Source organism: Pseudomonas sp. A1230, from assembly GCF_044218825.1.
Taxonomy (GTDB): domain Bacteria; phylum Pseudomonadota; class Gammaproteobacteria; order Pseudomonadales; family Pseudomonadaceae; genus Aquipseudomonas; species Aquipseudomonas iridis.
The window spans coordinates 4,490,267-4,503,563 of the sequence record NZ_CP162582.1; the positions used below are offsets into that span (position 1 = coordinate 4,490,267).

Genomic DNA, 13,297 nt, shown 5'->3' on the forward strand with positions numbered 1-13,297 from the left:
ACTTTCGATATTTAACTGGAACAATCCAATGGTTTTTTGAGAACATCCTGTTCCGCGCCGTGACCGCAATGCGTCATGGGGTCGCAGAACGACGTAATTAGTCTGATTTTCACAAGCGCAACTCATCATGTAGTATGCCGCAGCGCGCACTACATAACGCTGGATCGATGTCTGCCCAAGGCATGTTCGCAATCCTGAAAGCCCCGTCAGCAAGGCCCCAAGCCGTTGATTGGTCCCAGCCCAGCCGCCAGCAATGGCATGTACTGGTCCGCAGGTTTGTGGTTTAAATGGCCAGAGGCTTCATTGGTAAATTGAAGAGCTGAAAAGCGAAATAGCTGAGCAGAGTGAGGCAAGCAATGACTGAACACGTTCAAGTCGGTGGCCTGCAGGTCGCCAAAGTCCTGTTCGACTTCGTGAACAACGAAGCCATTCCCGGTACCGGCCTCACCGCCGACAAATTCTGGGAAGGTGCCGACAAGGTCATTCACGACCTGGCACCGAAGAACAAAGCCCTACTCGCCAAACGCGATGACTTCCAGGCTCGCATTGACGCCTGGCATCAGGAACACGCGGGCCAGGCGCACGACGCTGTGGCTTATAAAGCCTTCCTGCAAGAAATCGGTTATCTGCTGCCAGAAGCGGCTGATTTCCAGGCAACGACGCAAAACGTCGATGACGAAATCGCCCGTACCGCTGGCCCGCAACTTGTTGTGCCGGTGATGAATGCGCGCTTTGCCCTCAACGCCTCGAACGCTCGCTGGGGTTCGCTGTACGACGCCCTCTACGGCACCGACGCGATCAGCGAAGACGGTGGCGCGGAAAAAGGCAAAGGCTACAACAAGGTGCGTGGCGACAAAGTCATCGCCTTCGCCCGTGCTTTCCTCGACGAAGCCGCGCCACTGGCCGCGGGTTCCCACGTCGATTCGACCGGCTACAAAATCGCTGACGGCAAACTGGTGGTCACCCTCAAGGGCGGCAGCAACAGCGGTCTGCGTAACGATGCACAGCTGATCGGATTCCAGGGCGACGCCAACGCGCCAATCGCGATCCTGCTGAAAAACAACGGTCTGCATTTCGAAATCCAGATCGACGCCAGCACCCCTGTCGGCCAGACCGACGCGGCCGGCATCAAAGACGTGCTGATGGAAGCCGCGCTGACCACCATCATGGACTGCGAAGACTCCGTGGCGGCCGTCGATGCCGACGACAAAGTGGTGATCTACCGCAACTGGCTCGGCCTGATGAAGGGCGATCTGTCGGAAGAAGTCGCCAAGGGCGGCCAGACCTTCACTCGCACCATGAACCCGGACCGCAGCTACACCACAGTCGATGGCGGCGAAGTGACCCTGCATGGCCGCTCGCTGTTGTTCGTGCGCAACGTCGGTCATCTGATGACCATCGACGCGATCCTCGACAAAGACGGCAACGAAGTGCCGGAAGGCATCCTCGACGGTCTGCTGACTTGCCTTGCGGCGATGCACAACCTCAACGGCAACACTTCGCGCAAGAACACTCGCACCGGCTCGGTCTACATCGTTAAACCGAAGATGCACGGCCCGGAAGAAGCAGCGTTCACCAACGAACTGTTCGGCCGTATCGAAGACGTGCTTGGCCTGAAACGCAACACCCTGAAAGTCGGGATCATGGACGAGGAGCGCCGCACCACGGTCAACCTCAAGGCCTGCATCCAGGCGGCCAGCGAGCGCGTGGTGTTCATCAACACCGGTTTCCTCGACCGCACCGGCGACGAAATCCACACCTCCATGGAAGCCGGCCCGATGGTGCGCAAGGCCGACATGAAGGCCGAGAAATGGATCGGCGCCTACGAGAACTGGAACGTCGATATCGGTCTGAGCACTGGCCTGCAAGGTCGTGCACAAATCGGTAAAGGCATGTGGGCGATGCCCGACCTGATGGCAGCGATGCTCGAACAGAAAATCGCTCACCCACTGGCCGGTGCCAACACCGCTTGGGTGCCATCGCCGACCGCCGCTGCGCTGCACGCGCTGCACTACCACAAGGTCGACGTGTTCGCCCGTCAGGCCGAATTGGCCAAACGTGCTCGCGCTTGCGTGGACGACATCCTGACCATTCCGCTGGCGGTCAATCCGAACTGGACACCAGAGCAGATCAAGAACGAACTGGACAATAACTCCCAGGGCATTCTCGGCTACGTGGTGCGCTGGATCGACCAAGGCGTTGGTTGCTCGAAAGTGCCGGATATCAATGACGTCGGCCTGATGGAAGACCGTGCGACGCTGCGTATCTCCAGCCAGCACATCGCCAACTGGCTGCGCCACGGTATCGTCACCGAAGCGCAAGTGATGGAAAGCCTCAAGCGCATGGCGCCGGTGGTCGATCGTCAGAACGCCAACGACTCGCTGTACCGTCCGCTGGCACCGAACTTCGACAGCAACATCGCCTTCCAGGCGGCGGTCGAACTGGTGATCGAAGGCACCAAACAGCCGAACGGTTACACCGAGCCGGTTCTGCACCGTCGTCGTCGTGAGTTCAAGGCTAAAAACGGCCTTTAACTAAGAAATAAAAAAGGCTCTGTTTGAGAAAACAGAGCCTTTTTTATGAGCCTTGCACATAACTCGCGCAGTGAGCTTCAAACTACTCACCCAAAAACAGCCTGTTTCTTAACGCATAAAACATGGCTTTCATAATGCATCAGCTAAAAACCCTACTAACCTCGCCTATCATTACGACCCGCATAACATCACTGCCATCTTCATATGTCGCATCCGCTTGAAACTTCTGTTCTCGGCCTGCGTTGCTGGCGATCAAATGGCATACTCCGGACATATAAAACCGCTTTGAATCATACTCATGCCGTATAAATGAAGGGTGCGGTCCCGAGTCTTGATAGCCATCAAAATTAAACGTGTACTCTCCTTCTGAAACTTCCTCTGGAAACTCGACAAAAACGATCTCTTTATATGTTTCATCACTGACAATCAGATAAAAACTATCGCCTGCAATGTATCCCGCATCTACCTTGCGAATAAGCACACCATTGCGAAAAATCTTGATCTGCGCATTGCCCTCTGTAACGAGCTTAAACTTACGACCACGGCTCGCAGTATCCATATTAGCCACCATAGTAATTCCCTCTAGACTGGTAGGCTGCGTTCGGCTTCACGTAGCCTTTCAACTCAAGTAAACAGGTAAATTACATGGCGTTCTACTGTCAACATTGACAGGTACCCGAAGCCGACTAAGGTACCTATTGGGCCATCCCCAACTCATGCTTGACCAACCCCAGCAACTTCGTCGTATCAATCGGCTTGAGCAAAAAGTCCACCACGCTCAAGTGCATCGCCGCGATCGCGTCTTTCACATCGGCATCGCCCGACACAATGATGATCGGCATCGCCGCCCGTACCGATTCGCGCACCTGACGAACCAGGTCCAACCCACCGACATTGCCCATGCGCAGATCAGTGATCACCAGCCCGATCGAAGGCTTTTCCTCAAGCATCTTCAGTGCGGTTTCGCCACTGGCGGCGGTCATGCAGCGAATGCCGTCCAACGCCAGAATCTCCGCGAGCAGCTCGCGGGCGTCCTTGTCGTCATCGACGATCAGTACACGCTGCGGCGGCAGGTCGGGTTCGAGCATTACGGCGCTGAGCGCTTCTCGCTCGGCGTCGCTCAAAATATCGTGGTCGGACATGGCATTCTCTACATTTCCAAATCAATCACCTCGCTCAGTCGTCAGACATCGCCAGGCAGAGCTTCAATGTGCACTTCGTCGGATTTTTTTCCAATAGTTGGGCGGGCGAATTTCCGACTGAATTTGTAGGTCACTTCCCAAATATACCCAACGTCATCGCCAACCTAGACTTACGTCCAATGGGCACCCCGGCCGCAGGGGTCGACCATGGCTGCAACGATCCGACAACAACAATTCAAAAAAGACTGCGGTAATGGTTATGAGTAAAGCGGACGCCTTCACCCAGGCAGGGAAAACCGCGGTGTTGCAGAACATTCAGGGCACTGTGCAATTCCTCCAGCGTTTCCCGCCCTTCAATCAGATGGAGCACGCCCACCTCGCCTATCTGGTGGAGCAGTGCCAGCTGCGGTTTTACGGTCAGGGCGAAAGCATCATCAAGCCTGCCGACGGCCCGGTGGAATACTTCCATATCGTCAAACAGGGCCGCGTGGTCGGCGAACGTCCGCACACGGCCAAGGGCGGCACTGAAACCACGTTCGAAATCACCACCGGCGAATGTTTTCCCCTGGCCGCGTTGCTGGGTGAGCGGGCAACACGCACCGAGCATCTGGCCGGTGAAGATACTTTCTGCCTGCAACTGAACAAACAGGCGTTCATCAAACTGTTCGCCCTCTCCAGCGTCTTCCGCGACTTCGCCTTGCGCGGGGTCAGCAGCCTGCTCGATCAGGTCAATCAGCAAGTCCAGCAGAAAGCCGTTGAAAATCTCGGCACCCAATATTCGCTGAACACCCGTCTCGGCGAGTTGGCGATGCGCCATCCGGTGACGTGCAGCCCCGACACGCCACTGCGTGAAGCGGTGAAGTTGATGCACGAGCAGCAGGTCGGCAGCATCGTTGCGGTGGATGAGCACAAGGCGCCGCTGGGCATTTTCACCCTGCGCGATTTGCGCCATGTGGTGGCCGAAGGTGTCGGCGATTTCAGCGAAGCCATCGAACGCCACATGACCCGCGCGCCGTTCTATCTGTCGCCGGATCACAGCGCCTTCGATGCCGCGATTGCCATGACCGAACGGCACATCGCCCACGTCTGCCTGGTCAAGGATCAGCGCCTGTGCGGCGTGGTGTCCGAACGCGATCTGTTTTCCCTGCAACGGGTGGATCTGGTGCATCTGGCCCGGACCATCCGCAGCGCCCAACGCGTCGAGCAACTGGTGACCCTGCGCGGCGAGATCGGCCAATTGGTCGAGCGCATGCTGGCTCACGGTGCGTCCTCGACGCAGATCACCCACATCATCACCCTGCTCAACGATCACACCGTGTGCCGGGTGATCGAACTGACCCTCGCCGAAAAAGGTGATCCGGGGGTGCCGTTCAGTTGGTTGTGTTTCGGCAGCGAGGGCCGGCGTGAGCAGACGCTGCACACGGATCAGGACAACGGCATTCTCTTTGACGCGCGAGATGCGGCGCATGCCGCGGAGATTCGCGGCAAGCTGCTGCCGATTGCCCAGCAGATCAACCAGAGTCTGGCGCTGTGCGGCTTCACGCTGTGCAAGGGCAACATCATGGCCGGCAACCCTGAGCTGTGCCTGTCCCGCGCGGAATGGGCGCGACGGTTTGCGGCGTTTATCCGCGAGGCGACGCCGGAAAACCTGTTGGGGTCGAGCATCTATTTCGATCTGCGCGTGGTGTGGGGCGATGAACAGGGCTGTGCGCAATTGCGCCGGGGAATTCTCGATCAGGTCGGCGATAACCGCTTGTTCCAGCGCATGATGGCCGACAACGCCCTGCGCAATCGCCCGCCAGTGGGACGCTTCCGTGAGTTTGTGCTGGCACGCAAGAACGGCGAGAAAGCCACCCTGGATCTGAAAGTCCAGGGCCTCACGCCGTTCGTGGATGGTGCGCGGTTGCTCGCGCTAGCCAACGGCATCGATGCCAACAATACGTTGGAACGCTTCCGTCAGTTGGTGGAGAAGGAAGTCATCGAGCGACTCGACGGCGCGGCATATGAAGAGGCTTATCACTTCATTCAGCAAACGCGCATGCAGCAGCATCAGATCCAGAGCCGAGAGAACCTGCCGTATTCCAACCGGGTCGATCCCGACAGCCTCAATCATCTGGACCGGCGCATCCTGCGTGAATCGCTGCGTCAGGCCCAACGCCTGCAAAGCAGCCTGACGTTGCGGTATCAGCTATGAGTCTGTTTTCGTGGCTGCGTCCGGCCAGCCCGGTGGTGCCGGCTGATCTGCAACAGCGTCTGGCAAGCCTGCCGTCGATCAATCAACTGGGCGATTGCAGCCTGCGCGAACAGCGCTGGGTGGTGCTTGATCTCGAAACCACTGGGCTGAACCTGAACAAGGATCGGTTGTTGTCGATTGGCGCCGTGGTGATCGAAGACGGCGCGATCGACTTAAGCCAGCAGTTCGAACGCACGCTGCAGTACTCGGAGGTAAAGCTCGGCGCCAGTGTGTTGATTCATGGCCTGGGGCCGAACGCGATCGCCGCCGGCAGCGACCCGGCCGAGACGCTGGTGGAGTTCATGGAGTTTGTCGGTGACAGCCCGGTATTGGCGTTTCATGCCCCGTTCGATCAGCACATGCTCGGACGAGCGCTGAAGGAACATCTGGGGTACAAACTGCAGCATGTGTTTCTGGATGTCGCCGACATTGCGCCGTTGGTCTGCCCACAGGCGAACATTCGCGAGGCCGGGCTGGATGAGTGGATCGACTGGTTCAAGCTTGAAGTATTCGAGCGGCACAACGCGAGTGCCGATGCACTGGCAACGGCGGAGTTGGCGTTGATACTGTTCAGTCGGGCGCGGGGACAGCAGATTCATAGTCCGTTGAATTTGCAGCAGCGCTTGAGCCAGTGGAAGCGACGGCAGCAGGCGCCCTCTTTCTGACTTTAAACAACACACTCCCTGTAGGAGCTGCCGAAGGCTGCGATCTTTTGATCTTATAAACAGCAAAATCAAAAGATCGCAGCCTTCGGCAGCTCCTACGCAGGGCAGCACCCGACCAGTGGCCAATTGCTAACCATTCCCACCTCTGCCACAATCGCGAACAATTCGCGTTAGTTAATATTTCCCAATCGGTGATGTCCGGTGTCGTCAGTCCCAAGCCCTCACAGTGAGCTCGTCGGTGCGATGTATCGCGACCATCGCGGTTGGCTGCTGGCGTGGCTGCGGCGCAATGTGGCGTGTCCGCAGCGTGCCGAAGACTTGAGCCAGGACACTTTCGTACGCCTGCTCGGCCGCGATGAACTGCTGACACCGCGCGAGCCCCGGGCCTTCCTGGTGGCGATCGCCAAAGGGCTGCTGTTCGATTACTTCCGCCGCGCTGCCCTCGAACAGGCTTACCTCACCGAACTGATGCTGATTCCCGAAGGCGAACAACCGTCGGTGGAAGAACAGCAACTGATCCTCGAAGACCTCAAGGCCATCGACCGCCTGCTCGGTAAACTGTCGACCAAGGCCCGCGCTGCGTTCCTTTATAACCGCCTCGATGGCCTCGGCCATGCCGAGATCGCCCAGAAGCTCGGTGTGTCAGTGCCGCGCGTGCGCCAGTATCTCGCTCAGGGCATTCGTCAGTGCTACATCGCGCTGTACGGTGAGCCAACATGAGTCCGGCCAGTTCCAGACCGGTACCGGCGCATGTGCTGGACGCGGCGATAGCCTGGCAACTGACGCTCGATTCCAGCAGTCCGTTGGAGCGCGAAGAATTCGTCAAGTGGCATGCGGCTCACGAAGAACACGCCCGCGCCTGGCGCCAGTTGGGCATGCTCGATCAGCGATTCAGCGTCGCCAAAGGGCCGGCCCGCAGTGCGCTGCTGCAATCGCGCGAAAGCATTCGCCGCCGCGTACGCAAATTGGGGAGTGGTCTGGCCAGCGTTGTCGCGGTGGTTGGTCTGGCCTTGTTTGCCGGTGAACGCTATCTGCCGCTCGATTACTGGCTCGCCGACCAGCGTACCGCCACCGGCGAACAGCGCACTGTGCGGTTGGCCGACGGCACTTTGCTCAACCTCAATACCCACAGTGCCGTGGACGTGCGCTTCGATGCGAAGCAGCGCCTGATTGTTTTGCAGGAAGGCGAAATTCTCATCGAAACCGCTCACGGCGATACGCGACCTTTCATTGTCGAGACTCGCGAAGGCAGCATGCGCGCGCTCGGAACACGGTTCCTGGTCAAGCGCGAGGAACAAGGCACGCGCCTGAGCGTGCTGCAATCGGCGGTGGCGGCGCATACGCAATCGAACCCTGAAGAACAGATCCTTCGCGAGGGCCAGCAAGTGCTGCTGCGCAGTGACGGACTTGGCTCGATTGTCGCCCTCACTCCCGGCGCCGATGCCTGGACACGCGGGATGCTGGTGGTCGACAACGCACGACTGAGCGATCTGGTCCATGAACTGGGTCGCTATCGCCACGGGCATTTGGGCGTGGCACCGGAAGTGGCCGATTTGCGCATTACCGGCAGCTTCCCGTTGCATGACACCGATAAAGCCTTGAGCGCGCTGTTACCGACCCTGCCGGTGCAGATCGAGCAGCGCACACCGTATTGGGTCACCGTGGCGAAGGCTGATTCCAAACCTGAGTAATTGGTTGCCTGAGCTACCGCCATCGCTGGCAAGCCAGCTCCCACAGTTTTCAGTGCTGTACACAAAATTAATGTTTACCGCAGAACCCTGTGGGAGCTGGCTTGCCAGCGATGAGGCCGCCAGTTGCTCGCAAAAACAAGGGTCGCCACAAGAATCAGCAGCCCCACTTCAAGTAAATCGAAATTATTTCCATCCAGCCCTATCACTTTTTGATTTTCATCCGGCACACAGGCAATTGAGAAATATTTTCATTCAGGAGCCGCCGTATGTCCCGTTCGCTAGACACCTTGTTGCGCCCCAGTTTGCTGGCGGTCGCCATTGCCCTCAGCACTCCGCTGGTCAGCAGCCAACTGATCGCTGCTGAACAAGCGTCCAGCGTTCGCGCCTACAACCTGCCGGCAGCGCCGCTGTCGACCGCCCTGAACCAGATCGCCAGCCAGGGCGGCCTCGCGCTGTCGCTGAACCCGGCGCTGGCGGCGGGCAAGACTTCGGCGCCCGTGAGCGGCCAATACGACGCCGCCGGCGCTTTGCGCGCAGCACTGCGTGGCACCGGCCTGCAACTGGAACAAAGCAGCACTGGCACTTACACCTTGGTGGCTGTGCCGGAAGGCGTGATGGCGCTGCCGGAAACATCGGTCATCGGTGTAGAGAATCTGGAAACAGCCTGGAGCCCGGTCGAGGGCTACACCGCCACCCGCACCGCCGCCGGCAGCAAAACCGACACAGCACTGGTCGAAGCGCCACGTTCGATCTCGGTAGCGACCCGTCAGCAAATGGAAGACCGAGGCGTGCACAGTCTCGATGACGCCGTGCGCTACATGCCGGGCATCACCGCCAGCAGCTACGGCAGCGACACCCGGGCCGACTGGCTGCGCGTACGCGGCTTCGAGCCGACCCAGTTCCTCGACGGTCTGCCGCTGCCAAAAGGTGTGTACGCCAACCCGAAACAGGAAACCTGGAACCTCGACCGCCTCGCCCTGCTGCGCGGCCCGGCGTCGTCCGTCTACGGCCAGACCCCGCCGGGCGGCTTGCTGGACATGGTCAGCCGTCGCCCAAGCGACATCGCCAGCAGCGAAATCCAGTTGCAGTACGGCAGCGACAACCATCGCCAGATCAACTTCGCCAGCACCGGCAAGATCGATGAGGCCGGTCAGTTTCTCTATGGCATCAGCGGCGTGGTGCGTGACAGCGGTACGCAGGTCGACCACGTCGACAACAAGCGCTACAACATTGCGCCGAGCCTGACCTGGAACATCGACGAAGATACCAAGTTCACCCTGCTGAGCCAGTTCACCCGCGACGATACCGGCATTACCAGCCAGTTCCTGCCGATTCAGGGCACCAAGATCAAATCGCCATTCGGTGATATTTCCCATCACAAGAATCTCGGTGATCCTGACTGGGAATACTACGACCGCACTTACTACGCATTGGGTTATGCCTTCGAGCATCGCTTGAACGACACCTGGCAGTTCAAGCAGAACCTGCGTTACACCAAGTCGGATCTGTCGTTCCAGGCACTGACGGTTGGCTCGTATCCATTCACTGAAGTCGATGACCAGGGCAACGTCGGTCGCTCGTCCACGAGCGTCGATGAAGACATCAGCCAGTTCGCCGTGGACAACAACTTCCAGGCTGACTTCGCTACCGGTGACATCCGCCACACCCTGCTGCTGGGCCTGGATCATCAGCGCAGCAACACCAACTACACCTCGATTTTCGGCTTTTCGGATACCACTCCTGGTACCAACGTAATCAACCCGATCTACGGCCAGCCAATCGTGCGTCCGGCGCGCTCCACTGCGTTCTACGACTACAACCAGAAGACCTACCAGACCGGCCTGTACGTGCAGGACCAAATGGCCCTCGATCAGTGGCGCCTGACACTGGGCGGGCGTGAAGACTGGGTGCACACCAGCACTCAGTTCATCAACAAGGGCGATGCCACCAACACCCAGCGCGACAAGGCGTTCAGCGGCAACGCGGCGCTCAGCTATGTATTCGATTCGGGCTTCGTGCCGTACCTGTCGTATGCCGAATCCTTCCAGCCAACCACTGGCGCCGACGCAACGTCCACCGGTTCGCTCAAGCCCACCGAAGGCAAGCAATGGGAACTGGGCATCAAGTACCAGCCGCCGGGCAGCAAGACCCTGCTCAGCGCCGCCGTGTATGACCTCACCCAAAAGAACGTCTCGGTCAACACGTTCGTCGACGGCGTGTCGATCACCAGCCAGACCGGCGAAGTGAAAGTCAGAGGCCTGGAGCTGGAAGCGGTCTCCGACGTCACCGAAAACCTGAAAGTCATCGCCGCCTACACCTTGGCCAAGTCTGAAGTGCAGAACGGCGCCGACAAAGGCAATCGCCTGCAACTGATGCCGAACCAGCAGGCCTCGTTGTGGACCGACTACACCTGGCACACCGGCGTGCTTGATGGTTTCGGCGTGGGCGCCGGCGTGCGTTATACCGGCAACACCTACGGCGACAAAGCCAACACCTGGCTGGGCAAGGCGGACGCTTACACCGTGTTCGACGCGAGCGTGCATTACGACCTCGGACGTCTGGACAACAGCCTCAAAGGTGCGTCGCTGGCACTGAACGCGACCAACCTGTTCGACAAGGAATACATTTCCACCTGCGACAGCTTCTACTGCTACTACGGCGACACGCGCAGCGTCGTCGCCAGCGCCACTTACAAGTGGTAAGCGACTGAGCTGAAACAGGCCCTGTAACCTGGCCGTCCCTCGCGGACGGCTTTGGTGTTTTTGAAGGTCATGAAATGAAAAGTAAAACAATTCGCCGCTGGTCGTTCATCCACACCTGGACCAGCCTGATCTGCACCGTGTTTTTGCTGATGCTGGCCCTGACCGGTTTGCCGTTGATTTTCCATCACGAGATCGAACACGCGCTCGGCGATGCGCCGCAAGTACGCGAGATGCCGGCCGACACACCGCGCCTGAATCTGGCGCAACTGGTGCAGGCTGCCGAACAACATCGCCCTGACGAGGTCGTGCAGTACTTCGGCTTCGACGACGATGAGCCGAACGCGGTGCTGACGATCATGGCGAAGACTGCCGGCACCGAACCGAACTCCTCACACACCTTCATGCTTGACGCGCGCACCGGCGAAGCGCTGGAAACCCCTTCGGCCAACGGCGGTTTGATGCTGTTCATCCTGCGCCTGCACGTCGACATGTTCGCCGGGCTGCCGGGCAAACTGCTGCTGGCGTTCATGGGTTTGCTGTTTGTCGTCGCGATTGTTTCGGGGACGGTGTTGTACCTGCCGTTCATGCGCCGGTTGAAGTTCGGCACCGTACGCCAGGACAAATCCACGCGCCTGCGCTGGCTCGACCTGCATAACCTGATCGGCGTCGTCACACTGACCTGGGCACTGGTGGTCGGCGTGACCGGTGTGATCAGCGCATGCTCCGATCTGATCATCGCCGCCTGGCGCAACGATGCGCTGACTACGCTGATCGCACCTTATCGCGATGCACCGCCGCTGACGCACCTGGCACCGGCCACCCGCTTGCTCGACATTGCCGGCGAAGTCGCCCCCGGCATGAAGCCGGATTTCATTGCCTTCCCCGGCACGCGCTTTTCCAGCGAGCATCATTACTCGGTGTTCATGAAGGGCGGTACGCATTTGACGTCGCACCTGCTGACGCCGGTGCTGATCGACGCCACAACCCTGAAAGTCACCGCCATCGCCGAACGCCCGTGGTACATGGACGCCATGGGCATGTCGCAGCCGCTGCACTTTGGCGACTACGGCGGCATGCCGATGAAAATCCTCTGGGCGACGCTCGATGTGCTGACGATCATCGTGCTCGGCAGTGGCGTGTACCTGTGGGTGGTTCGGCGCAGGGCGGCCAAGCCTGTGCTGGAAACGGCGGAGGCGTCTGCATGAAGCCGCGTCAGTCGAATTTCTGGAAGGTGTTCAGCACACCGCTGGTGATTGCGTTGCTCAGTGCGGCGGGGTTGTTCGCGGCATTGTTGGGGGATGGCATCTGGGATGCGTTGAGCTGGGTCGGGCTCGGCGTGCCTGCGGTTCTGGCCATAAAAGGATTGCTGCAGCGAAGCTAGAAAACGTGTGGGAGCGAGCCTGCTCGCGAAAGCGCTCTGACATTCAACATCAACGTTGACTGTACCGACGGCTTCGCGAGCAGGCTCGCTCCCACATTGGTTTTGCGCACGGATTGAGGAGGCGGCGTTACGCGCTATGCTGCCCCTTCACCATTTTGATCGAGGTTTGCCAATGTCCGCCCCCAGCATGACCCTGTTCCACAACACGCTTTCCCCGTTCGTACGCAAAGTGATGGTGTTGCTGCATGAGACCGGTCAGCAGGATCGCGTTGCGCTGCAAGACTGCGTCCTCAGCCCGGTCAGCCCGGACCCGGCGCTCAACGCCGACAACCCGTTGGGCAAGATTCCGGCCCTGCGCCTGGCCGACGGCACCGTCATCCATGACAGCCGCGTCATCCTCGAATACCTCGATCACCAGCATGTCGGCAACCCGCTGATCCCCCGCGAAGGCTCGGCCCGCTGGCGGCGCCTGACCCTGGCCTCGATGGCCGACGGGATCATGGATGCTTCGGTCATGGTGCGTTATGAACTGGTGCTGCGCGCGCCAGAAAAACACTGGGATGAATGGCTCGAAGCGCAACGCGAGAAAATCCGCCGCGCCCTGAATCTGCTGGAGAACGACGCCATCGCCGAACTGACCAGCCACTTCGACATTGCCGCGATCAGCGTGGCCTGTGCCCTGGGTTATCTCGACCTGCGCTTTCCGGACCTGGGCTGGCGCGAGGCCAACCCGCAACTGGCCAACTGGTTCTTTGAAGTCAGTCAGCGACCGTCCATGATCGCGACCATGCCCAAGCCCTGAATCCGAGGCGCCTGTTCCGGCCTCATCGCTGGCAAGCCAGCTCCCACAGTGGATTTGGGTGTAACAGAGATATCTGTTTCATCACAGAACCTATGGGAGCTGGATGTGGCAGAGAGAACTGATCCAGCACAAATCTTGTGGGAGCTG

The 13,297-nt window shown here is 59.3% G+C and carries 11 protein-coding genes; 9 read left to right on the top strand and 2 right to left on the bottom strand.

Annotated features, from left to right (window positions below; genetic code table 11):
* Nucleotides 1–356 precede the first annotated feature (356 nt).
* The gene (locus tag AB4P97_RS21080) at nt 357–2,534 is read left to right on the top strand and encodes a malate synthase G (protein ID WP_395601562.1); all 2,178 of its coding nucleotides are present in this window, start codon (nt 357–359) and stop codon (nt 2,532–2,534) included.
* Nucleotides 2,535–2,673: 139 nt separating this feature from the next.
* On the opposite strand, the gene AB4P97_RS21085 is transcribed toward AB4P97_RS21080, so the two are convergent.
* Nucleotides 2,674–3,093, bottom strand: coding sequence for a hypothetical protein (locus AB4P97_RS21085; protein WP_395601563.1), 420 nt, complete (start codon nt 3,091–3,093; stop codon nt 2,674–2,676).
* Nucleotides 3,094–3,229: 136 nt separating this feature from the next.
* Nucleotides 3,230–3,676 (bottom strand): response regulator, encoded by a 447-nt coding sequence (locus AB4P97_RS21090; RefSeq protein WP_042561429.1) that lies wholly within the window; start codon nt 3,674–3,676, stop codon nt 3,230–3,232.
* A gap of 253 nt (nt 3,677–3,929) precedes the next feature.
* Between AB4P97_RS21090 and AB4P97_RS21095 the strand changes: the two genes are divergently transcribed.
* From AB4P97_RS21095 to AB4P97_RS21130, 8 genes are all read left to right on the top strand, one after another.
* The gene (locus AB4P97_RS21095; protein ID WP_042561430.1) at nt 3,930–5,870 is read left to right on the top strand and encodes a putative nucleotidyltransferase substrate binding domain-containing protein; all 1,941 of its coding nucleotides are present in this window, start codon (nt 3,930–3,932) and stop codon (nt 5,868–5,870) included.
* Entirely contained in the window at nt 5,867–6,574 is a 708-nt protein-coding gene (locus AB4P97_RS21100; RefSeq protein WP_395601564.1) for a PolC-type DNA polymerase III, read from the top strand. Before AB4P97_RS21095 ends, AB4P97_RS21100 begins: the two co-directional genes overlap by 4 nt.
* Nucleotides 6,575–6,817: 243 nt before the next feature.
* The gene (locus AB4P97_RS21105; RefSeq protein ID WP_215729662.1) at nt 6,818–7,294 is read left to right on the top strand and encodes an RNA polymerase sigma factor; all 477 of its coding nucleotides are present in this window, start codon (nt 6,818–6,820) and stop codon (nt 7,292–7,294) included.
* On the top strand, nt 7,291–8,265 hold the full coding sequence (locus AB4P97_RS21110; RefSeq protein ID WP_273877167.1) for a FecR domain-containing protein: 975 nt from the start codon (nt 7,291–7,293) through the stop codon (nt 8,263–8,265). The genes AB4P97_RS21105 and AB4P97_RS21110 overlap by 4 nt, the downstream gene beginning before the upstream one ends.
* Before the next feature lie 266 nt (nt 8,266–8,531).
* Nucleotides 8,532–10,967 (top strand): TonB-dependent siderophore receptor, encoded by a 2,436-nt coding sequence (locus AB4P97_RS21115; RefSeq protein ID WP_395601565.1) that lies wholly within the window; start codon nt 8,532–8,534, stop codon nt 10,965–10,967.
* A 74-nt stretch (nt 10,968–11,041) separates the two neighbouring features.
* Nucleotides 11,042–12,172 carry a PepSY-associated TM helix domain-containing protein gene (locus AB4P97_RS21120; protein ID WP_395601566.1) on the top strand — a complete coding sequence of 377 codons (1,131 nt, stop codon included), beginning with the start codon at nt 11,042–11,044 and terminating at the stop codon, nt 12,170–12,172.
* Nucleotides 12,169–12,348 (top strand): hypothetical protein, encoded by a 180-nt coding sequence (locus AB4P97_RS21125; protein ID WP_042561436.1) that lies wholly within the window; start codon nt 12,169–12,171, stop codon nt 12,346–12,348. The genes AB4P97_RS21120 and AB4P97_RS21125 overlap by 4 nt, the downstream gene beginning before the upstream one ends.
* A 172-nt stretch (nt 12,349–12,520) precedes the next feature.
* Nucleotides 12,521–13,150, top strand: a complete 630-nt coding sequence (locus AB4P97_RS21130) for a glutathione S-transferase (protein WP_047303822.1) — start codon at nt 12,521–12,523, stop codon at nt 13,148–13,150.
* Nucleotides 13,151–13,297: the final 147 nt, after the last annotated feature.

What these genes read in the sequence shown, in the direction of transcription:
- AB4P97_RS21080 (WP_395601562.1), top strand. Translation starts at nt 357, where the DNA reads ATGACTGAACACGTTCAAGTCGGTGGCCTGCAGGTCGCCAAAGTCCTG.
- AB4P97_RS21085 (WP_395601563.1), bottom strand. Translation starts at nt 3,093, where the DNA reads ATGGATACTGCGAGCCGTGGTCGTAAGTTTAAGCTCGTTACAGAGGGC.
- AB4P97_RS21090 (WP_042561429.1), bottom strand. Translation starts at nt 3,676, where the DNA reads ATGTCCGACCACGATATTTTGAGCGACGCCGAGCGAGAAGCGCTCAGC.
- AB4P97_RS21095 (WP_042561430.1), top strand. Translation starts at nt 3,930, where the DNA reads ATGGTTATGAGTAAAGCGGACGCCTTCACCCAGGCAGGGAAAACCGCG.
- AB4P97_RS21100 (WP_395601564.1), top strand. Translation starts at nt 5,867, where the DNA reads ATGAGTCTGTTTTCGTGGCTGCGTCCGGCCAGCCCGGTGGTGCCGGCT.
- AB4P97_RS21105 (WP_215729662.1), top strand. Translation starts at nt 6,818, where the DNA reads ATGTATCGCGACCATCGCGGTTGGCTGCTGGCGTGGCTGCGGCGCAAT.
- AB4P97_RS21110 (WP_273877167.1), top strand. Translation starts at nt 7,291, where the DNA reads ATGAGTCCGGCCAGTTCCAGACCGGTACCGGCGCATGTGCTGGACGCG.
- AB4P97_RS21115 (WP_395601565.1), top strand. Translation starts at nt 8,532, where the DNA reads ATGTCCCGTTCGCTAGACACCTTGTTGCGCCCCAGTTTGCTGGCGGTC.
- AB4P97_RS21120 (WP_395601566.1), top strand. Translation starts at nt 11,042, where the DNA reads ATGAAAAGTAAAACAATTCGCCGCTGGTCGTTCATCCACACCTGGACC.
- AB4P97_RS21125 (WP_042561436.1), top strand. Translation starts at nt 12,169, where the DNA reads ATGAAGCCGCGTCAGTCGAATTTCTGGAAGGTGTTCAGCACACCGCTG.
- AB4P97_RS21130 (WP_047303822.1), top strand. Translation starts at nt 12,521, where the DNA reads ATGTCCGCCCCCAGCATGACCCTGTTCCACAACACGCTTTCCCCGTTC.